Genomic DNA, 22101 nt, shown 5'->3' with positions numbered 1-22101 from the left:
GTTAACTCCCGCTCAGCACAGTGGCGAGGGGGCTTGTCCCCCGCTGGGCTGCGCAGCAGCCCCTCTAAGACCCATCGAGCTTTATCAGATACACCGAGGGGCCAGGGTTGGGGCTGCTGCGCAGCCCAGCGGGGGACAAGCCCCCTCGCCACAGCAGCCCCCTGGACAAGGAGGCTCTTATCAGTCCGAGCCGTACTTGGGCGAGCGCGGGCCGTACAGCAGGCCGGTGCGTTGCCCGGCCGACAGCAGGCGTGCGCTGGTGATGCCGGCAATCGGGTGCGCTGCGTCGGTGGAGCTGTTGATCACTTGCTTGACCGCCGCCGTGATCAGCATGCCCACCAGGCCGCCACCGTTGTTGTTGCCTTCCTCGCTGGATGCCCGCGCCGAACCGGTCCACAAGGTGGTGCCAGTACGCAGGTCGACCAGTTTGGCCGAGGCCGTCACCGAGGTGTCGCTGGTGACCAGCATGTACTTGGTGCCGTATTCGCTGACGGTGATGTACAGCGCCGCATCTGCGCCGAAGATCTCATGCAGCTTGCCCGGTGCCACGGCCTGGATATCGTTGGCGGTGGTCAGGCCGTTCTGGCGGAAGGTTTCATCCACCAGGGCAATCGGCATCACGTAGTAGCCGGCTTCGGCCAACGGGTAAGTCACCTGCGATACCAGGCTGTAGGACGCCTGCACTTCAGGGGATTCGTTGATCGGTGGCAACACCAGGATCGACTTCGGCCGCGCCTGCTTGTACGCCGAGTAATCGACGGTCTTGGGCGCCGCGCAACCGCCCAGCAAAGCCAGGGCCAGCAAGGCGCCGGTGATTTTCAGCAGGCTCATTTGACGTCTCCGGCCTTGGCGTTCTTCAGCAAAAAGTCCATGTAGGCGGCCGACTCAGGGAACAGCGCCTTCTCGGTGCGAAACTGCTGCACCATCTGGTCATCCTTGCCCATGCTCAGGTACAGCATGCCCAAGTGGGCGTGGTAGCCCGGCGGGGCCTGGCGGCCACTGGCGTTGATCTTTTGCAGGTCGCGTTCCAGCGCTTCGACCTGGGCTTCCTTGGGCTCGCCCTTGAAGTACTCGTAAACCTGTGGCTGGTAGCTTTCCCATTGATACAGGGGTTTGGGTGCCGTCTGGCACCCTGCAACCAGCGCGGTTGCTGTCAGCATCAGCGCCAACTTCACTGCCTTGCTCATCCGTGTACTGCTCCTTGAAAACAACTAATCAGTTACGCGGGTTCCAGGCGCCGGCGTTGATGCCGTCCACCAGGCGTTTGATCGCTTCGCGCATAGCCAGGTCCAGGACCTTGCCATTGAGGGTGGAGTCGTAGCTGGCGGTGCCGCCAAAGCCCACGACTTCGCGGTTCGACAGCGCGTATTCACCGGCGCCCTGGGTGGAATACACCACTTCGGAAGTGCTGATGTTGACGATATTCAGGTTGATCTTGGCGTAGGCCACCTGGGTCTTGCCACGGCCGAGGATGCCGAACAGTTGGCGGTCGCCGGTCTCTTTGCGGCCGAACTCGGTCACATCGCCGGTCACCACGTAGTCAGCGCCCTTGAGGTTTTGCGCGGTGCCTTTGATTTTCGCTTCCTGGGAGATTTCGCCCATGTTGTCGCGGTCCAGCACGCTGAAGCGGTTGGTCTGCTGCAAGTGGGTGATCAGGATGGTCTTGGCCTGGCCACCGAGGCGGTCCACGCCATCGGAGAAGATCCCGCGCATGTAGCTGGAGCGGTTATCGAACTTGCCCACGGCAATCGGCACACGTACGCCGGAATAGGCGACGTTGGCGCTGGCGACTTTTTCGATCGGCAGTGCGCGGGAGCTTTCGGTCGCTGCGCAACCGGCCAGCGCCAGCAGCGCGGCGCCGGCAAAGCCCGACAGCAGGATTTTTGAAAGTGATTTCACAGGGTGCTCCTAAGTGAATGAATCCGGGGGTTAGCGTGCAGGTATGGCCCGCAGGTCACGCACGATGTAATTGCTCAAGCCTCCGGTGAAATGGCGCTCGATATTGGCGTTGCCTTCATTGGTCAGGATCCCGCCAATGGTCTTCCATTGCTGTACCTGGCCACCCCAGTTGTTGGGCACCAGGCCAGCGCGGTCCTGGGCAAAATGCAGCACCTCGGCGTCGGCTTTCCTGACCTTGACCTTGTAGCCGAAATCGATGCTTTGCAGGATGGTGTTGTCGTCGACCACCAGGCTGGTGATGCCGCCCTTGGAGTCGAGGATATGGCGCACATAGACGATATCCACGTCCAACAGGTAGTCGGCGGTTTGCTTGCTGCTGGCATAGCGCTTGGCCTTGAGCAGGCGGTCGACCAGATCGACGCCCAACTGCTCGCGGACTTTGGCGTCCGACATGAATATCCTGCCCTGCCCCACCACTTTGACGTCGAAGGTATCGACCCAGAAGGTGGCGTTCTTGGCAATGGTCACGGGCGCTGGAGAGATGTAGTACGCAGGCTTGGACGCACAGCCGGCCAGGAAGGACAGCGCCAGCAGTAAGGCAAAAACACGCATCTTCGAATTCATCCCTGATTAAGTGCTGCGGCATTTTACGGGGTTGAGAGCGGTTCTCAAGTTGTTTCGTCCATTCCTTTAGGCGCGAGCTTGCTCGCGAAGCACGTAAACGATAACGCTCATTTGCTGAATGAACGCGTCGCCTGGACGTTTTTCGCGAGCAAGCTCGCTCCTACAAGGACTGTTTAGAACGCGTAGCGCGCCTTGAGCATGACGCCATCGGCATCAAACCCGCTGCGGGCCTGGCGGGTGTAGCTGGCACCGACGCTGAACGCCGAGACCTGGTAGTTCACGCCCACGCTGGCTTCATAGCTGTCACGCGCGACCGATGCGCCGGTTACGCTGAACGTCGAGCCACCGTTCACAAAGCTGGACGTCTGCGCCACGCGATCACCCATCAGGTCGTGATAGGCCATCAAGGTCGCTTCCGGTTGCAGGGTACCGGCGCCCAGCGGCAGGTTGCCCGCCACACGCAGGCCAGCGCCAAGTTCACCGACTTCGTAACGCTGGGAACCGGTGTTCAGGGCTGCCGAAGAACCCTTCTCGTGCAGGCTGTCCATGTGCACGCTGGAGTAGCGCGCTGCCACACGTGGTTCGATCAGCACGCTGTCCGACGCCTTGAAGCTGTAGCCGCCGATCACGCTGGCCGACAACGCCTGGCTGTCGTAGCTGCCCTTGGCGGTGGTGCTGGCGATGTGGCGCTTGCTGTCGTTGTCGTTGACGCCATAGCTCAGGCTGCCATCGACAAACCAGTTTTGCAGCGACCAGTTACCGTACAGCGACAAGGCGTTGCCCTGCACTTCGGTCTTGTTGCCCTGGTCCGAATGGATGTTGGAGTTGAGGTAGCTGTACGCCACACCCACGCGGGTGTTGTCGTTCAAGCGCCCGTCCACGCCCACGGCCACGCCGCTGCTGTTGGCCGAGTAGCCGTTGTCGCCACCGCGACCGTCCTGGTCCATGTTGCTGCTCAGGGCTTGCACCCAAACACCGCCGCGTTCGCCGCCATCGCGTTGGCCGGCCAGGCGATTGAGGATCGCGCCGTTGATCACGGTCTGCCCGGACAGGGCCACGTCCAGGGCGCCACGGTTCACGTCCGGCTTGAGCTGTTCGCCAATCCGCGCCAATTGCTGGGCAGTGCCGGCGTTGGCCACGGCCTGGAACACCGCGTCGTCCTGGCTCAGTTGCCCCAGCACTTCGTTTTTCAACAGGTTCACGGCCGTCACCGCCGAGGTCGTAGCGCCAACGCCGCCAAGGTCGGTTTGTACCTGCTCGTCTGGCTTCAGACCCACTACGGCCTTGACCGTCTGCGTATTGGCCGAGTAGCTGAGTACATCGAGCAACGACGAGCTGCTGGCAACCGTCAGGCCGTTGTTCTGCACGCTGCCGGCTTGCAGCAGGGTGTATTCGGTGCCGCTGGGTGCTGCGGTGAAATCGCCGGGCTTGGCGCTCAAGGTCACGTTGGAGCCCTGGGCGAAATTCGCGGCGCCGCTGACCGTCAGGTAAGGCGTGGTCGGCACGACGCTGTTGGACAGGCGCATATCAACCCCCGCACCACTGGCCACATTCAGGTCGCCAGTGATCGCGGTACCGGCGCCAGACAGGTTCAACGAACCCGCGTTGATCGATACCGGGCTGCCAATGCGCGCGCCGGTAAAATCGGCCTGGCCGTTGATGTTCACACCCGTGACACCGAGTACGTCACCCACGATTTTGCCGCCGCTCCAGTTCAGGCTCGCCAGGTTGCCGCCGTCGATGGCGGTGCCGGAGTTGCTGCGGATTTCGCCGGCTTGCTGGTTGATCTCCAGGGGCGTCAACTGGTACTGCGGGTTGACCTTGATCGCCGTCGCATCGGCGCTGATCAGGCCACGGTTGACCAGGCCGCGCTCACCGCTCGGCGAGGTGGTGTTAAAGGTCGCGCCTTGCACGTTGAAAGCCATGGCGTTGCTGCCGTGGGCTTCGATGGTGCCGGTGTTGAGCAGGTAGTCGTAGGTGCCCGCATCCAGTTGCACGGCGATCGACTGCCCGCCGTTGACGGAAACCAGGCCGCTGTTTTCGATACGCAGGGGGTTGGTATCGGTTTCGATCTCGATCCCCAGGGCCTCTTCACCGGTAACGCGAATGGTCCCGGAGTTGAGCAGCTTGCCACCGATGGTGACCGGCATGTTGTTGTGGGTATCGAGGATCAGGCCGTAGCCGTAGTAGGACGTGACATCCACCACACCGCTGTTGACCACGTCGCCCGCCACGGTGGTGCCGTTGAGGTAGATACCCTCGGCGTCGGATTCATCGCCGGAACCTGGGACTTCAACCAGGGTGATATTGCCCGAGTTGATGATGCTGCCGCCCACGTTGCTGGCGCCCACTTCAAAGCCTTCAGCCCAGATCGTGTTGCTCAGGTGGATATTGCCGGCCTGAATGATATCGCCGGTGATGTTGCTACCGGTGGTGGTGAGCATTTGATCCAGCGCCCCATCGACGATCAGGCCACGTACGGCTTTGCCGCCGGCATCCAGGGTCAGGTTGGCGTCGTTGCGCAGCGTGCCCTGGATATCGGTCAGGGAAATATTCACGCCATCGGCACTGGGCTGGGTCGAGACGACATTGCGCGCGCCCACCAGGGTCACAGGCTCGTTGAACGTCTGGGAGGCCCACACGTTCTGACCGGTGCTGACGTCAAACTCCACCGCGCTGACTTGTGCGGCAACTGCGCTGACCATCATGGCCAACAGGGTTTTCTGGAACTGCTTGCACTTCATTTGAAACTCCATTTACTACGACAACACCGCCAATGTGCCCGGCGGTTGTAGGGGGCATGATTCAGGACGCGGGGACGGGAATACGCTGTGCGGGGTCGGTGATGTCATACACATGCTGCTCACAGCCGGCGCCGACGATCACGAATTCCACCAGGTAAACCTTCTGTTTTTGCGGCTTGAACGCCGAGGTCATCGGGCCGCAGGCGTAGACAATTTTTTCGGCATAGCGGTAGTAGTTCGAGTCGTACACCCGCGACTCGCCCAACACTTCAATCGTGTGCTGCGGGTCGGCCAGCACTTCCAGCTGCGGGAAGCGCTTGACCGCCGCGCTGTTGGCCACCTCGCTCATCTTGGCGATCCAGCCGAACACCTTGCCCCGGCCCGAATCCACCACCGTGCCGAGGATCTCCGGGCGCTGGTCGGCATCGCCGCCACGGCGCACGGAGAACTGCACGGGGTAGGTAAACCCGGTGGCGCGCATGATCACCTTGGCGTGCTCGGCATCGGCCACGACTGTGTTCTGCTGCAACTGCACGCCATCTTTCAAGAGGCTGGGCGACGAGTCGCGGGCATTGGAGTGGCAGCCTGCGAGGGCCAGGGCTGCGAGGATAAAAGCAAGGTTCTTCATAAAAGGTTTTTCCTTGGCGACAGCGGGGCTGGGGTGGCCCTGCTGGAATCAAAAACTCAAAAAAAACACCACCCCATATAAAAACAGGGAAAAGCCAGCCAACGCCGCACGCCACTCCGGGTCGGCGTCCTTGCTCATGCCGCCAGGCGCGATGGCCACCCTGGCGCCTCGCGCATAGTTGTAGACCGCCTGGCCAAACCACAGCTGCACCAACACCATGGTCAAAAAACGATTCCAACTACCATCAAATCGCAAGAAGCCGTTCAATAACGCTGCCAGCAATAAAGCCACGCCAATGCCATGCCGGTACTTGTACAAGTGATGGCTCATTCATCTGAGCGCCCAAACAACCGCGCCAGCCAGCCGGCTTTTTCTACGCGGGCAGGGGCTGGTGCCGGGATAACGTCTTCACTGGGGTGGAGCAAGTCGCCGGGGTAATGCTCATGCCCCAGGCAGGCGCTGTCATCGAGCCCGAACGCCTTGACCGCGGCAACCGCCTCAAAGCACCAGCGGCCGAAGTAGCTACCCATCTCAAGGGGGTGTTTTACCGGGTCGCCATAGACATACCACCAGGGTTGCTGTTTACCGCGTCGGTTCAGCTCCAGGTACCAATGCTCCACGAACGCCCGCAACAGCGAGGCCTGCTGTTGCTGGGGCGCGTCGATGGCCTTGAGCAGCCTCGCATAAGGTTTGGCGTGCAATAGCTGTTCACCAATCACGCGCCCAGGCTGACGGGAGGCGATGATTCGATCCAGCAGAACGTCCTGCCCGCCTTCGCCGATCAAGGCGACCAGCCGACGCCACTGGTCGTCGGGAACCTCCAGCGCCAGCGCCAGGCTCACCAACCAGAAACACCAGATGTAGTGGTTCAGGTCCGCCAACTCGAAGGTCCAGTCACGGCAAGTCTGGAGATTATTCTCAGCACACAAGCTGTCGGACTCTCGATTGGAAAGCTCCCATGCGTCCATTGCGGCGGGGAGGTAGGTGGCCATCTCTGCAACATTGCCACCGCTCGAGTAGACCCGAATGGCCGCACGCAAATTATCTTTGGCGAAGTCGAACGTAAATTGCGCTCGGTACAAGGGGTTGGCCGAAGGTTGCGACAGAATTTCACTGACGCGCGCAACCCATTGCCGATCCTTGGCTTCACGATCGTCCCAATACGGCTTATCCCCCAAGGGTGCACGAATCATGGATAACCCTCATTGAAGTTTTTGGGCGGGAGAATTTTAGAAGTATCAACATCTTTGACTTTGCCACGCGCATCAAGCACTTCAATTTCCGTGGCGCCATCTGGCCGGGTTCTCACCACCCACGTTTCAGTACGGTTCGCGTCCACCGCGAGCCGCACATCCCGGCTCTGATCTGCGCCAACCGAACGCTCCAGGCGATCGCCTCCGAGTATCCACGAGGCAGAACCTTGCTTGCCATCTGTAGGCTTGCCCAACCCCGAGGAGCCGAATTTACTGTTATTACTCAAAAACTTGTATTCGATGACGAGGAAGTCGACATCCGGACGATCGACCTTGTACAGATCGTCGATGCCCGTTTCACCGGTACCCGGCACTCGCGCCAGCTTCTGCCCGTCAGGAACAATTTGCTGCACCGAGCGACCTCCAAGTAAATCGCCCAGGACACTTTTCTGATCACGGGTCAGCACCGACAGATCCATCAGCGGTTTGCCATCAGGCCCGAATCTACCGCCACTCTTGAGCAGTGCCTGCTCGGCCGCTTCGTTGATGATACCGGTGAAGCGTTTGCCCACCGCCCCGGCCAGCTCGCCGGTCAGGCGGGTGGTCGTCGCGCCAGCACCACCGACACCCGCGCCGCCCAGGCCGAGGCCCACGCCGGTAGAGGTGGCGATCATCTCGTTCTGGCGCAGCACGTCGGCGCCATAGCCCTGCATGATATGCAGGGTGTCCAGATAGCCCTTGAGCCTCAGCTCTTCGGGCAAGCTCTGCACCGCCTCTACCGCCGCGATAAATTGCCGACCGCCACAGCTTGGGCAATTGACGGTACTCATCGCCCAAAGCGCCGTCTTGGAACCGAAACTGGCCAGATCCTCTACGGCATTGGCAATACCCTCGGCACTGCCCTGGCCTTTGGCATTGAGGATTTCGGCCATGTTTTTCGGGTCATGCAGGTACTTGTAAGGGTCGACCAGCTCAATGTACTTGACCAGGTTTTCAACCGACGGCCGGTCTTTCATCAGGCGCGACAGACCCAGCCGTTCATTGTTGTAATCGGCCAGGCTGACCTGGAACAGGTCCGCGCTTTTGGACTGCGAAAGCTCGCTGCGCAAGAAGCTGGCCGCCGTCGTGGTGTTGCCATCCTCGACACCCAACACGGTGTTCCAGCCGCGATCAACCATCGCCGCCGCCGTTCGCAGCAGCTCTATGCGTGCTTGCTCTTCGGTGATGCCCTGCGCTTGTGCATAGCGATCGACGCGCTCCTTGTCGGAGGCGAACTTGATCTCGTCCGGGTGCAACTGACGGTTGTACCGATCCACGCTGGCCGCAGTGCCACCGGCAACAATGGCGCCGCCGGTGCCATGCCCGGAACCGACCGCCGTCCCCACGCCGGAGGCAATCAGCGTAGCCACGGCCTTACGGTCGGCCTCTTTCATGCCACTGTCTTCCAGCGCTTGCAGAATCGAGGGCATCAGCGCCGCCGAGGCGCCCGCACCCAACGCGCCGCTCTGCACATTGCCGCTGGAAAGCCCCAACGCAGCGCCCGCCAATGCGTGCAACATAACGCGCGCTGCGCCGCCTTCGGCCCAGGCGGCCTTGGTTGCGCTGTCGATGTCTTTGCGGTTTTTCTGCTCGTCGGCAAAACTGCCGATTTTATTGAAGATATCGCTGGCCGATGTATTGGCCACGATCCCCACCGCCGTACCGCCGGTAGCGCCGCCCAGCCCGGCGGCAATCAGCCCGGACGCAATATCGGCCATCAGTTTTTTGTCGCCACCCACTTGCCAGCGCAGCGCCTCGGCATTCGCCGTCTCGTACGCCTGGGCCGCAGCACCCGCCGTTGGCGAGCCCGCGGTGGCCTGGTCTTTTGCCTCTTGCCCAAGCTTCTTGGCTTCATCTGCCTTGGCTTTGGCTACCGCACCGATCACCCCACTGGCCAATTGCGCCGAGCTTTGGATCAGGTCGATGCGTTCCTGCATGGCCTTTTCGTCTGGGCGGTCGAGCTTCTGGTTGGCATTGGCGGTGTCGCGGTTGAGCCCTACCAGGTCATTGGCGCCCTCGGGGTTGCGGACCACAATCGTGCCATCGCTGACCGCACTGCGGGTGTGGCTGCGCTCGTCTTCCTTGAGCGCCACCGGAATGCTGCCACCCGGTGAGGTGCCGCCGCTGCTGCTGAATGATGCAGACAGACCCGCCGACTGGCTCTGGATCTCACTGGTGTTCTTGATATCACTGACGATCAGGCGATCGGTGCTCAAGCGGTTCTTCACCGCCGCCGCTTCGCTGGCAATCACCCCGCCCTGCAAGGTGGTGGTCTTGCCGACATTGATGTCGTAACCGCCGGCCCCCGCAAACAGGCCGGTCTGGTCGGTCACGGCCTTGTAGTCGCTGTTCATCTTGGCCGCAGCGATGCTGGCCGAGCCGGTGACGGTGGAGCCGTAGCAGAACGGCGGGATGCAGATACTCGCGCCAAAGCCTGCGCTGCTCTGCTTGCTGCGCGAAGACTCGGTGTCCTGACGCGACAGGATATTGAGGTCGCCACCAATGTCGGCCTGGATGCGATCGGCGCGCACCTGGGCACCGGCGAGGGTGGTGTCGCCGCCGCTTTTGAGCAGCAGCGAGCCGGTGTCCAGGGTGGTGTTGACCTGGGTTACCGAGTTGCCATTGCCGTTGTTTTTCGCGCCCTGTGCACCCAGGTCGAGGGTGAAGCCGTTCTGCTCGCCGATGTTGAAGCTGGCACCAATGGCAGTCTTGTTGGTCGAGCCATCGTTCTTGCGGTCGACGGTGTCCTGGGCGCTTTGCAGCAACACGTTGTTCTTGGCCAGCAACAAGGTGTTGGCGGCTTTCAGGCTGCTGCCGGTGATCTCGATATTGCCCTGGGTGCCAGGCGCTTCGCCGGTGGCGACAATCGACAGATCCTGCCCCGCATTGAGCGTGCTCTGGCGCGCCGTCAGGCTGTTGTACTCGCTGCTGGCCTTGCTGCGGGTGTTGGCCAGTTCGGTGCCGATCTTGATCAACGACCCGTTGCTGGGCGAACCGCCCTCTTTGTTCTTGAAGCCAGCGCTCTGGCCGTTGGCGTCCGACGCCTGGCCACCCAGGTTGTAGGCGGCCAGCGCAGCCTGGGCGATTTTCACCGCCTTGAGGCGCGGGTCATCGGCGTTCTTCGCCGCCTCGGTGGCATCGTGGATGCTGCGCGCAGTATCAATCACCGCACCGCCAATCACCCGGCCCACGGCCAGGCTCTTGGAGCTGTCTTGCGTGGTTTGCCGCGCCGTTTCAGCACCGGCGGTGATGGTCACGTTGGAGCCGCTGAGGTCCATGTTCTTGGTGCTGACCAGGTCACTGGCGACCACATTCAACTCACGCCCGGCAATCAACGAAACATTGCCTTCGCTGGAGCCGATGGTGCTGCCGGTCAGGGTGGTTTCCTGGGCGGTGCCGTTGTGTTTGCTGCTGCTGATCGACAGGTGCTGATTGCCGGTGATGTCGTCCAGGCCCAGCTTATTGCCGGTCAACACGCCGGTCAGGTCGCGATTTTTTTCCTTGTGCATGTCGGTGCGCGAAAAGGTGTTCTGCGCCGCATCAATGGTCAGGTCACGCCCGGCCTGCACGGCCAGGTCGCCGGTGCTGACCAGCGCCGAGCCGGTCACTTTCGCATCCTGCCCCGCCACCACGCTGACCGTCTCGCCAGAAACCATGCTGCCCACGGCCATGGTGCGTTTCTCGTCAACCTTGTCCTGGACCTTGCTCGACTTCAGCCCGCCCCAACTGCTTTTGCTTTCTTTGCGCTCATGCCGCGCACTTTCGGCATCGGTCACGGCGACGATTTGCACATCCTTGCCCGCCACCAGTTTTGCCGCGCCTTTGTCGGCGGCAACGCTGCTGCCCGCCAGCAGCAGGTTCTCACCGGCTACCAGGGTGCTGTTACCGCCGGAGCTGACGCTGCTGCCCACGTTGTTGACGGTGTCGGTTTCATCGAGGCGGAATTTTTTCCCGGACGAGCTTTTCTTGGTCTTGCTGTAGAAGCTGTAGTCCTGATCTTCGGCGGCCTTGAGGGCCAGGTTCTTGCCGGCCACCAGGTACGCTTCATTGCCAGCGCTGACGTTACTGGCGAGCAACAGCAAATCCTCGCCCGCATTCAAGGTCAGGTTGCCGCCGGCCTTGAGCACGGTGGACACCTGGCTGACATGGTCCTCGATGCTCTTGACCTTTTTCGAGTTGTACGCCGAATGCTGCTCGTTGGCCGCCGCGGCCAGGTTGACGTTGCGCACGCCGCCGACGCTGATATCGCGCTTGGCTTCGATCTGGCTGCCCACCGCGCTCACATCACGCCCGGCGACCACATGGAAGTCGCGCCCGGCTTCAACCACCGAGCCTTGCTGGGTGATGATCTCGTGGCGCGAACGGCTGCCAATGGCGCCGCTGTCCAGGGTTTGTGCCGAGACGATATTCACGTCACGCACCGCCTGGGCGGTGGTGTCGCCGCCACTCTTGAGGGCACCGCCGACGCTGTTGATATCGCGCCCGGCCTGGATCGCCAGGGTGCTGGCCGACTCGATGCGCGCCGCGTTGTCGATAAAATCGGTGCGCTCGATGCGGTAGTCGCTGGCGCTCTGGTGCGTGGTGACGCTGCGCTCATTGAGCAGGTCGGCGCCCACCACCAGGTTGACCTGCTGCCCGGCGATGATCCCGCCGGCACGGTTGTTGAGGTTATTGCCGGTCAGCAGGTCGAGACGGTTGCCGGCTTCCATCAGCCCGCTATTGCTCAGGTTGCCGCCCACATTGGCGCCCAGGTTGCTGGTGGCGCGCAGCGTGCCGACGTTGTTGAGGTTGGCGCCGGTCATCAGGCTCAGGTCACTGCCGGAAATCAGTGCACCGTTGGGGGCCAGGCGATTGCTGGCCTGGGCCAGGTACAACACCGGCACCAGCACTTGCTGGCCGGCGACGCTGGCGTTTTCCAGCCACACGATATCGTGGGTCAGGGCCGCCACTTGTTCGGCGGTGAGGCTCACGCCCACGGCCAGGTTCAGTTGCTGGCGCGCGCCGATGGCATTGTCCATCAGGTACTTGAACACACCGGCGTCGCTGGTCTGGCCGTCGATGAAACGCTGGCCAGTGCGGGCGACCACGGCTTGCTGGATCAGGCGCTGTTCATAGAAGCCATCGCCCAGGCGCTTCTGGCTGGCATCCGGGTCGTAGCCCAACTTGGCCAGCATGTAATCGGAACTCAAGAACTCAGCCATGTTGGTCAGCTGCGGGTTGGTTTCGATCAGGTACTTGTGCGGGTTGGCGGCAAACTGGCTGTTGGGCAGGCCCTGCACGCCGCTGCCGTCGCTGAAGTGGAACAGGCCATTCTGACCGGTGGGCAAGCTGAAGCCCGGCAGGCCCAATGGGTTGACTTGTTGCTGGGCGACGTCCGGTGGCAACTGCCCGTTGAGGTGCACCTGGGTGGAGAAGCCGGGGGCTTTGGTGTCGGTCTTCGCGCCGCTGCCGACGTAGGTGTAGCCGCCGCGCACCACGCTGTTATCGATACCGGCCTGGGCCTGGATATTCACCGCGCCGCCCGCCTGGATCACTGCTGCGTAGCGCTGGTCGGGAGCCGCCAGCTGGGTGGTTTTGGTATCGCCCCACTGGCGCTCCATGCCACCGATAAAGCCGGCCATCGCCGCTTCCAGGCCACCCAGATTATTGGGGTCGTAGGCTGCGCCGCCCATCGAATAACGCTGGGTAAATTGCGCAGCGGCCCGGTTGTAGCCTTCCGGGTGACGGGTACGTTCAGAAGAGAACACACGCTCGGTGAGGGTGTCGTGGGTTTCGAGACCGATGTTGGTCAACTGGTTGACCCGCGCCGTCAGGCTGCCGGCCGCAGCGATGCTACTGCTGCTGTTGAGCACATCACCGCCGACCAACAGCAGGTTGGCGCCAGAGGTAATGCTGGAAGCCGCACTGGCGTCGGTGACCCTCAGGCGATCACGCTGGGCGATCAAGAACGGACGGTTTTCCTTGCCGCCGTCGCAGTCGCCACCGTTGACGTTTTCAATGCACTGCACCGGGCTGATCGACGCGCTATAGATCCCCGACTCGCTGGTCAACACGGTACGGATATTCTGGATAGTGCCAGCGGCCAGGCTCAGGCTGCCGTCACTCTGGATGCTCGACGAGCTGTTGATGATGCTGGTGGCCAAGGCCCCTTTGCCGTCGCGGTCGATGCTCAGGTTGCCCATGGCATAGATATCGGCACCGAGGTTTTTCAGGCGCTCGACCCGCAGGCTCATATCGCCGCCGCTGAACAGCAAACCGTTCTGGTTGAGCAGGCTGGCGGTGGTCAGGGTCATGGCGCGACCGCTGCCCAGGGTGCCGAGGTTGTTCACCGCAGCGCTGGCCAGGGTGAAGTCGGTGGCGGCGGTCAGGCGGCCGGTGTTGTTGAGGGCGCCGCCCAGGCTCAGGTCGAGGCTGCCGTTGCTGGCGATCACGCCCTGGGTGGACCAGTTCTGGCCCGTGCCTTTGATACGGTTGGCCGCGAGCAATTGCCCGGTGGTGGTTTGCTCAAGGGTGTCGACATTGACCGTGAGGTTACCGGCCTGGATCAGGCTGCTGTTGGTCCAGTTGGTTTTATCCAGGCTCAAGTCGCCTTGGGTCACCAGGCTGCCGCCGACGTTATCGAGGTTGATCCCGGAGATATCGAACACCCCGGTGCCCACATGCAGCACGCTGCCGCCCTGGTTCTGGAAGGTGCCGGCGGCCAGGCTCAAGTCGGCATTGGCCGCTTCCAGCTTGCCGCCGCTGTTATCCAAGACACCGCCAATCGCCAGGCGGCTTTGGCCGCTGGTGCCTAGGGCGCGCAATTGCCCGCCCTGGTTGCTCAGGCTGGCGGCGGCGATAGCCAGGGTGCTGGCGCTTTCGATCAGGCCACGGTTGTTGAGGGCACCCAGCAGGCTGAGATCGACCTGCTGACCGGCTATCTGCCCGGCGTTATCGACGCTGCCGCCACTGAGGCGCACGCGCTGGCCGGCGAATACACCGCCGTTACCGTTGTTGAAAACACCGGCGTTGATCAGCGCATCACCCGCCTTGGCCGAGAGCTTACCCCCGGCGTTGTTGAGGCTGCCGACCGTGAGGTTGAGGCCGGCGTTTTCGCTGTGGATCAGGCCATCGTTGTCGTTTTGCACCAGGCCGCTGGTGTTCAGGGTCAGCCCAGCGTTTGCCGCCAGGGTGCCGCTGTTGCGGTTGTCCAGGCTGGCCGCCAACACCGTCAGCAAGGTTTGGCTGGTGAGTTTGCCGCCCTGGTTGTCGAGGGCTGCAACACGTTCGATCGACAGCGGGCCGGCGCTGGCCAGCTTGCCGTTGCGGTTGATCAGGTCGGCCAGCAGGTCGAGGGTCAGTGCGCCGTTGCCGGTCAGGCTGCCGGCGCTGTTGTCCAGGCTGTTGCCGCGCAAGGTGAAGGCGCCGGCGCTGTCGATGGCGCCGCCCTGGCTGTTGTTGAGTGCACCGCTGAGGGTCAGGGTTTGCGCTGCGGCGCTGGAAATCACGCCTTTGTTGCTGTTATCCAGGCTGTCGCCGGTCACGCTGAGGGTGTCGTGGCTGACCACCACGCCGCCCTGGTTATTGACCTGTGCAACGTTGGCCTGCAACGCGCCATCGCTGATGATTTCGCCCTGGCTGTTGTGCAGCGCAGCGGCGGTCAACTGGGTGCTGCCGCTGGTCAACAGGCGGCCTTTGTTGCGGTTATCCACAGTGCTGGCGGTGACGTCCAGGGCCTTTCTGGCGCTGATGACGCCGCCCTGGTTATCCAGGGTCTGGCTGGCCTTGGCGGTGGCGGTACGGCTGGCAACCACACTACCGTTGTTGCGGATATCGCGGGCGTCGAGGCTGACGTCGCCGGTGGTGGTGCGGGTGTTATCGGCATTTACGCCGGCTTCGATCACGCCGTTGTTGGTCAACTTGCCGCCGCTGCTCAGGCGCACCGTGTCGCGGGCTGCGAGGCTTTTCTGGGTGTTCAGGTCGCCGCTGGTTTTCACCGTCAGGGCGGTGCCGGCGTAGGCCGGGCCCTTGGCGTCGAGGCTCGCCGCCTTGACGTCGATCGCGCCACTGGCCGCGGCTTGCGCCATGCTCAGGTGCCCGTTGGCATCGAGCTGGATATCGCCCGCGCTGGCCGCCAAAGTACCGTCCAGTTTCACCCCGACACCGGCCTCGGTGCCCACCAGCTTGATCGCGCCGGCGTACATGCCGCCCAGCGCCGACGAATCGATCGCCAACGCAGGCTTGTCGCTGCCATCATCGGCACGCGCGGTGGTTTTTAGCGTCTGGGCCTCGACATCATTGCGCCCGGCAATCACGGTCAGGTTGCGCGCATTGATCTGCGCGTTGATCTTGGCGGTGCGGGTGATGATTTCGAAGCGGTCGACGTTGCTCGCGTTCAAGCCCTGGCCGTCGATGGTCACGGCGCCGCCATCGACCTGATAACGGTCCAGACGACCGTTATCGAGGATCGGTTTGCCGGTGGTCAGGGTCACGTTGGGGGTGTTGATAAAGCCGCAACCATTGCAGGTCACGCCATAGGGGTTGGCGACGATGACCTTGGCCGACTGCCCCGCCACTTCGGTGTAGCCGCGCAACTGGCTGGCGCTGCCGCCGTTGACTTCGTTGAGAATGACATTCGCCGAGCCGCCCTTGAGGTTGGGGTTGCCGACGATAATCCCGCCCAGCTGGGTGGACTGCAACGGGCCGCCGGCGTTGTTGAGGATCACGCCATTGGGGCCGACGTTGTAGTCCTTGAAGTGGTTGTGGGACAGGCCGCTGCCATTGGGCGTGGCGATGTTGACCACCGGCACGCCATTGCCCGCCGCGCCCACTGTGGTGCCAGGGCCGCTGACCACGATGCCGTCGGCCTGGGCCAGCAGCGGTTGCCAGAACAGCGCGTTGGCCAGGATCAGCACCAGGCCGCGCTTGGGCAGGCCGCAGAACGCGTCACGACGCTTCAAGGCAGCAGAAGGCAGGCGGGCGAGGAAGGCAAACTGGCGGACGTCCATGTCAAATTCTCGATGCGGCTAGGCGTTGAATTACAGGTAGAAATCCATCCGGAAGTAGATCGGCGCTTCGCGCTCGCTCATCACTGCCGGACGTTCCAAAGAGTGGGCAAAGGTCACGCTGGTGCTGACGTTTTTGCCACGGGCGAACAGCTCCACGGAGTTGCTGGAAACCCGGCCGTGGACGATGTCGTTGTAGCGGTCGTTGCGGATCACGCCCTGGTCGTAACCCAGGCTCACACCGTATTCGCCGAAGGCCGGGCGCAACCACTCCACCAGCACCGGCCGCGACCAGCGCAGGTCGTTGCGCCAGTAGCCGCCGCTGTCGCCATTGAGTTGCTGGTCCTTGAAGCCGCGCACCGAAGACGAGCCACCGAGGCTCATGCGCTGCGGGCTGAACAGCATGTCTTCACTGCGTTGGCCGGTGGCAAGGCTGGTAAAGCTGAACGACTCACCCCACAGCGTGAACGGCTGCAGGTAGCTGACGGTGGCGGTGTATTTGCGGTAGCGCGAATTGGGTTGGCGACTGCCGAATTCGCCACGTTCGTCCTGGGACTGGGCATCGAGCAGGCCAATGCCGTTCTGCATGCCCAGATCCATGTTGACGAAGGCACTGCCGACTCGCCGACCGTGGTTGATGCCGACCTGCATCTCGCTCAAGCGCGTGCTGCTGTCCAGGCGAGTGCTGAGCACGTAGTTGTTGGTACGCAGGTGGGACAGGCCGACGTTGACCGAGGTCTTGCTCACGTCATCGCGATGCACCACGCGTTCGGCGCGCAGTTGGTGGTTCTGGCTGTCGCCCGATTGCTTGAAGCTGAACGTGTCGGCCTGGCCCAGCGCGCGGTAGTCGCTCTCGCTGTAGGTGTAGCTGAAGTTCCACCAGCCCCACGGCACGTTGTAATAGAGCATGCCGTTCTTTGAAGTCTTCTGGTGATCGCTGATCGCGTCATGCCCACCGCGCAACACCAACTGGTCGGCCAGGCCCAGGGGGCTGTCCCACTCAAGGCCGGCGCCCCACTGCTGCTCGCCGGTACTTTTCTGCCCGTCGTTATTGCGCGACAGGCTGGCGCGCCAGGGCTTTTGCGGGTTGTTTTTCACCAGCACCGAACTACCGCCGATGGCATCGCCGGGGGCCAGTTCCATTTGTGCCTGGTTGGAGGGCAAACGGTTGAGCTGATCGATGGCCTGCTCGATTTCCCGCAGGTTGAGCAAGTCGCCGTTTTTACCCGGAAAAGCCATGGCCAACTCGCGTGCCGACAACTTGCTGTCGTCGGCGCCCTTCAAACCTTCGAGCTTGCCTTCCACCACCAACACTTGCAGATGCCCTTTGGACAAGTCCTGCTGCGGCAAGTAGGCACGGCTGGTGACCATGCCCTTGTCAATGTAGTGATCGGTGACGGCCTTGAGCAGTTGATTGAGCTGGGCCACGCCCAGGCACTTGTCTATATAGGGTTTGATCAAACGCTCACGCTCGGTGGCGGACAGGTTGTCGGCGCCCTTGAGCTCGATGGTCTTGATCGGGAAGCAACGGCTGTCCACCGGAGCGGTGGGCGTTGCGGGTTTGACTTCTTTGCCGGGCAATTCCTTGAGGTCTTCGAGGCGCCGGCGCTGCTCTTCAAGCAGGCGGTTCTGCCGCTCGCGGATCAGGTCCTGATCACCTGGCGAAGTCGCAGCCACCGCGCTGTTAGACGCGCAGAGGGCGAACAGGGCAATACACAGTGAATACCGAATCCGTGGCAATAACGAAGGCATGTTCGATCCATCGAATAACAAGGGGCGGCAAACTAACATCGAACTTCCACCCAGCCAAAATGTTCGGCTAGTTGAAGCTAAAAATTAAATCACCTGTAAGCTGCTGATAAATAACGATAAAAACTATCAGCAACAATTAAATGCTTGTATTCGGAATTTTTATTCCGACAAGCGGTATCAGTTTTGATACAGCTTTCGGCGCAACTTGAAAGTTGCCATTAGTTAGCCATCAATGTTGTGCCGAGATGGTTTAGTAGCCAAAGAGGCGGAAAAGTTCGCGGTTATTTTGTGAATTGGATCCCATTTCTGACGATAGGTACCGCAACCCCCCCACCCTGTGGGAGCTGGCTTGCCAGCGATGGCGGCGAGGAGACCGCCGCAGAGTGTCAGATGCCTAGCGTCATCGTTGACGACCATCGCCGGCAAGCCGGCTCCTACACGGCGCGTTCCGCCACCAGCTTCAGCTTTCGCTGTTGTGTTGTCACCGCCTGCACCCCACCCTCCTGATCGTTATGAATCACCAACACCCCCGGCCTGCGCAGTTGCTCAAGCTCCCCCGCCGCCAGGCGGAAGCTCTCGCTCAAGCCGTGGTCACTCAGCGCCTTGGTTGCCGTACGGCGCTGGGCAAATTGCTTGCCGCGCCGTTGTTGGTAGCGCGCCCAAGTGATCAGCAGCACCGCATTGAACAGAGCGATCCACAGGTAGATCTGCAAGGTGTTCAACGCGGCAAAAATCGGTGCATCGATGCGTGGGCCGCCGTTGCTATCGAGCATCGGCACCAGGCCGCGCACCAGCAGAAGCACCAGGCCGGCCCAGGCCATCAGGGTCAGGAAGATATCGATGGCCTGCATCACAGGCCGCTGTGGGGTGCGGATCAGGTTCATGGGTTCACTTCCTTGGCAGGTGCCTTGATGCCGCGATCCGGGCTGACCCAGCGCGCGCGTTTTTGATGTTGGCGGAACAGGACTTTGGGGAAGCTGACCAGGGTGGTGAACAGGCTCACCAGCCAGAACACCAGCGGGTACCAGACGGTCCAGAACAGGGTTTTCCACAGGCCGCGCTCGTAGCGCCGGTCGATCATGATGCTCACGGCAAACTGCACCAGGCACACCACCGCCAGCAGCAAGCCGGTGAAGGCTGGCGGCATCAGCGAGCCGACGGCAATCGCCTCGGGCAACGGCACGACTTTGCCCACGCCCCAGAAGATCACCGACAGCAGGAAGGTGAAGGCCCAGCCGGTGGACAGGCAGTATTCGAACAGCAGCGGCCACAGGTAGCGGTGGCGCCATTGCCAGATCCCACGGATGTTCTTGAACAGCACTTCGGCGCCGCCCTGGGCCCAGCGCAGGCGCTGTTTCCATAGGCCACCGAGGGTTTCCGGCATGAGAATCCAGCACAGCGCGCGCGGTTCGTAGAAGATGCTCCAGTGGTCCAGTTGCAGCTTCCAGCTCACGTCGATGTCTTCGGTGATCATGTCGGTGCTCCAGTAGTCGACCCGGTCCAGGGCCGCCCGCCGAAACGCCACCACCACGCCGGATACGGTGAAGATCCGCCCGAACACCCGCTGGGTACGCTTGATCAAGCCGATGATCGAAGAGAACTCGCCCACCTGCACCCGGCCGATCAAGGTCGAGCGCGTGCGGATCCGTGGGTTGCCGGTGACCGCTCCCAGACGCGGGTTGTCGAGCATCGGCGCCACCAGGTAGGCGGCGGCATTGCGGTCGAGCAAGGCGTCGCCATCGATGCACACCAGGTATTCACTGTGGGCCGCCACGGCGCCCATGCGCAGGGCCACGGCCTTGCCCTGGTTCTGCGCCAGATGCAGCACGCGCAAGCGCGGCTCATGCAGCGCCAGGGCATCGAGCACCTGGGCGGTGTTGTCGCTGGAGCCGTCGTTGATCGCAATCACTTCCAGGTTGCGATAACGCTGGGCCAACGCCGCGCCAATGGTCTCGGCGGCGTTGTCGCCTTCGTTGTAGCAAGGGATCAGGATCGAGATCAGCGGCTCGCCCTTGAGCAGCGGCGCCGGGGTGTCATCGGCCCATGGCCAGTGGCGTTCCCAGTGCAGCCAGAAGTACAGGCCACCGGCGATCCACAGCCCGGACATGAACAACGGGTAGAAAAACACGAACTCCATCAGGAACTGCCCAGTGACCAGAAAGATAAGGCCCAGGGGCACACCCAACACCAATGCCAAAACGAGAAGAGCTAGGATTCTGTCGAACATGAGTCAAGGATTCCATTTGTTGGAAAGGGCCGGACGCACGGTGTTCAGATCCGGCGAATTCTCCAGGAAGTTGTCGGGGTAGTAGCCAAAACTGCTGGCGCCCTGGCGCTTGAGCACGCCCATCCACTCGGCCATTTGCACACCGGAAAGATCTGGTGCGGCCGGGGTGCGCCAATCCTTGGCCTGCAATTCAAAGACCGTGCGCTGCATCGCCCCGGGCCGGGCCTTGACCGTGGCCACGAGTTTTTCCAGCCACGCGTTGGAATTTTTCAACGACTGGCCTTCCATCAACGGCATCGCCATCGGCGCGGTCCAGTCGTAGTGCTGGAGGAAGTCGTCGAGGTTCTGCGCAAACCAGGCTTCGCTGGCCGGGTTGAGCATCGGTTCGGCGAAGATGTTGCGCGCGGTGAGCACTTCCGGGCCGCGCAGGGTGCGGACCTTGGCGGTCAGTTCATGGGTGAAGTCGATCAGGTAGCGGCTCTTGAAACGGGTCCAGCGCTGCATCACCTCCGGGTCGGCGCGCAGTGCCTGGATGCTGCCCGGCAGGCCGTTGGCTGCGTAGGTTTTCAGGGCCTGGGGGCTGGCGTCTTCAAAGTCCGAAAGCACGGCGTCGTCGTGGAACAACACGCCATGGATAGCGCTGGTACGGGCGAGGTCTTCGTAGATCTCACCGATGATTTTGCGCACCTTGGGATCGAACGGCGACAGCCGCTGGTACTGCTTGGGGTCGACGTCCACCTTGCCGGTGGCCGGGTCCCAACGGCTGACGCGGGGCAGCTTGGGGTCCAGGGCAAAGCTGAGCACCGGCATCCAGGCGTAGACCTTTACCAGGCCGCCACGGGTGTGCAACTGCCAGCTGACGCGGTTGAACAGGTCGGCGCGCATCGGCAGATGGCGGTTGGGGAAGTACAGCGAACGCGCCAGGCCATCGCCCTTGGGATCCGCGAACGCCTGCAGGAACACGGTGTCGACGCCCATGTCCAGCACGCGCTGGACCAATGCGTCGAGGTTGCGCACTTCTTGCGCCTTGTCCGGGTCGTAGACCTGGTCCAGGTCCACATGCAGTACGCGCATCGGCGCTTTGACCTGCGCCGAGACCATGCTGTTGGCGAAGTCTTCGCCGTACGGGTCGTTGTCCACCAGAAAGCGCGGGCTGCTCATCAAGTTGCCGAGGTTGTCGAGGCCGTCCTCCAGGGTCAGCGCCATCTGGTACCCCTGCTCACCCACTACCGCCAGGGAGGTGCCGTCCGCCGCCCCGTATGGCCAGACCCACACACGCGGGGCCTTGCCGGTAACGGCGCGGATCTTATTGGAAATCGCCGCGACGTCGGCGCGCATCCGCGCCTGGAACTGCGCTTCGGGCTCATAACTGCGGGTGACCGGGTCATAGCGCCGGGTAGCCGCAGCCGGCTCCATGTTGCCCTGGGGGTTGGCCAGCACACCTTTGTGAAGGGCGTCGGTATGCGCGGCGATTTCCACCAGGCCCGATTGCGCCACCTCGCGCACTTGTTGCCAGGTCAAAAACTCCCCGCGGTCACGGGGCACGCCGGCAAAATCCACCGGTTGGTTCAACGGCGTGTCGACCCAACTGCCCACCGGCGCCAGCACGGCCGGCCACTGGTAGGCACGCAGGATCGGCATCACGCGGGTGTAGAAGCTCGAATAGCCGTCGTCGAAGCTGAGCATGACGGCTTTGGGCGGCAGCTGTGGCCCACCGGCGCGGGCGGCGAGGACCTGGTCGACGCTGACCGCCTGGTAGCCGTTCTCGCGCAGCCAGGACAACTGTTCGATCAGGCGTTCGGTACGCACCGCCACCACTCTCTGGTCGGGGTCACGGTCGTTGACATCGTGGTAGGCAATGCCCAGGAAATGGTTTTTTGGCCACGGCGCTTCGTTGACCGGTTTGAGTCGTTCGGCAGGTGGCGTAAAAGGCGCGGGGGACTGGGCACAGGCACTGCTCAGCAAAAAACCCAGGGCCAGCAGGCAACGGGAAACAAGGGTCATGATCGGA

Annotated in this window: 13 protein-coding genes; all 13 read right to left on the bottom strand. The window is 62.4% G+C overall.

What is annotated here, in order from left to right:
- Positions 1-180: 180 nt before the first annotated feature.
- The 13 genes from GDV60_RS01705 to pgaB all read right to left on the bottom strand — a co-directional run bounded on the left by GDV60_RS01705 (position 181) and on the right by pgaB (position 22094).
- The gene (locus tag GDV60_RS01705; protein WP_029298845.1) at positions 181-831 is read right to left on the bottom strand and encodes a DUF799 domain-containing protein; all 651 of its coding nucleotides are present in this window, start codon (positions 829-831) and stop codon (positions 181-183) included.
- Positions 828-1187, bottom strand: a complete 360-nt coding sequence (locus GDV60_RS01700) for a DUF4810 domain-containing protein (RefSeq protein ID WP_029298843.1) — start codon at positions 1185-1187, stop codon at positions 828-830. Before GDV60_RS01700 ends, GDV60_RS01705 begins: the two co-directional genes overlap by 4 nt.
- A gap of 28 nt (positions 1188-1215) precedes the next feature.
- A complete protein-coding gene (locus GDV60_RS01695; protein WP_159906070.1) occupies positions 1216-1899 on the bottom strand; it encodes a CsgG/HfaB family protein in 684 nt (227 codons plus the stop codon).
- Positions 1900-1929: 30 nt separating this feature from the next.
- A complete protein-coding gene (locus GDV60_RS01690; RefSeq protein WP_159906068.1) occupies positions 1930-2511 on the bottom strand; it encodes a hypothetical protein in 582 nt (193 codons plus the stop codon).
- A gap of 185 nt (positions 2512-2696) precedes the next feature.
- The gene (locus GDV60_RS01685; RefSeq protein ID WP_159906066.1) at positions 2697-5267 is read right to left on the bottom strand and encodes an autotransporter outer membrane beta-barrel domain-containing protein; all 2571 of its coding nucleotides are present in this window, start codon (positions 5265-5267) and stop codon (positions 2697-2699) included.
- 61 nt (positions 5268-5328) lie between these two features.
- Positions 5329-5895 carry a hypothetical protein gene (locus GDV60_RS01680; protein WP_029298836.1) on the bottom strand — a complete coding sequence of 189 codons (567 nt, stop codon included), beginning with the start codon at positions 5893-5895 and terminating at the stop codon, positions 5329-5331.
- 48 nt (positions 5896-5943) lie between these two features.
- The gene (locus GDV60_RS01675; RefSeq protein WP_154907969.1) at positions 5944-6186 is read right to left on the bottom strand and encodes a hypothetical protein; all 243 of its coding nucleotides are present in this window, start codon (positions 6184-6186) and stop codon (positions 5944-5946) included.
- A 35-nt stretch (positions 6187-6221) separates the two neighbouring features.
- On the bottom strand, positions 6222-7088 hold the full coding sequence (locus GDV60_RS01670; protein WP_159906064.1) for a PoNe immunity protein domain-containing protein: 867 nt from the start codon (positions 7086-7088) through the stop codon (positions 6222-6224).
- Complete coding sequence (locus tag GDV60_RS01665) at positions 7085-16114, bottom strand: hemagglutinin repeat-containing protein (protein WP_159906062.1); 9030 nt, start codon at positions 16112-16114, stop codon at positions 7085-7087. The genes GDV60_RS01670 and GDV60_RS01665 overlap by 4 nt, the downstream gene beginning before the upstream one ends.
- Positions 16115-16144: 30 nt before the next feature.
- Positions 16145-17863, bottom strand: coding sequence for a ShlB/FhaC/HecB family hemolysin secretion/activation protein (locus GDV60_RS01660; protein ID WP_159906060.1), 1719 nt, complete (start codon positions 17861-17863; stop codon positions 16145-16147).
- A 434-nt stretch (positions 17864-18297) separates the two neighbouring features.
- Positions 18298-18747, bottom strand: a complete 450-nt coding sequence (gene pgaD, locus GDV60_RS01655) for a poly-beta-1,6-N-acetyl-D-glucosamine biosynthesis protein PgaD (protein ID WP_029298827.1) — start codon at positions 18745-18747, stop codon at positions 18298-18300.
- Positions 18744-20090: a poly-beta-1,6-N-acetyl-D-glucosamine synthase gene (gene pgaC / locus GDV60_RS01650; protein WP_092232621.1), complete on the bottom strand. Its 1347-nt coding sequence runs from the start codon at positions 20088-20090 to the stop codon at positions 18744-18746. The genes pgaD and pgaC overlap by 4 nt, the downstream gene beginning before the upstream one ends.
- A gap of 3 nt (positions 20091-20093) precedes the next feature.
- Entirely contained in the window at positions 20094-22094 is a 2001-nt protein-coding gene (gene pgaB, locus GDV60_RS01645; protein WP_159906058.1) for a poly-beta-1,6-N-acetyl-D-glucosamine N-deacetylase PgaB, read from the bottom strand.
- Between the last annotated feature and the right edge of the window lie 7 nt (positions 22095-22101).

The sequence above is a fragment of the Pseudomonas sp. DTU12.1 genome (assembly GCF_009873475.1).
Taxonomy (GTDB): domain Bacteria; phylum Pseudomonadota; class Gammaproteobacteria; order Pseudomonadales; family Pseudomonadaceae; genus Aquipseudomonas; species Aquipseudomonas proteolytica.
Note: the sequence above shows the minus strand (reverse complement) of the source record. Positions and strands in the feature narration are given on the sequence as shown.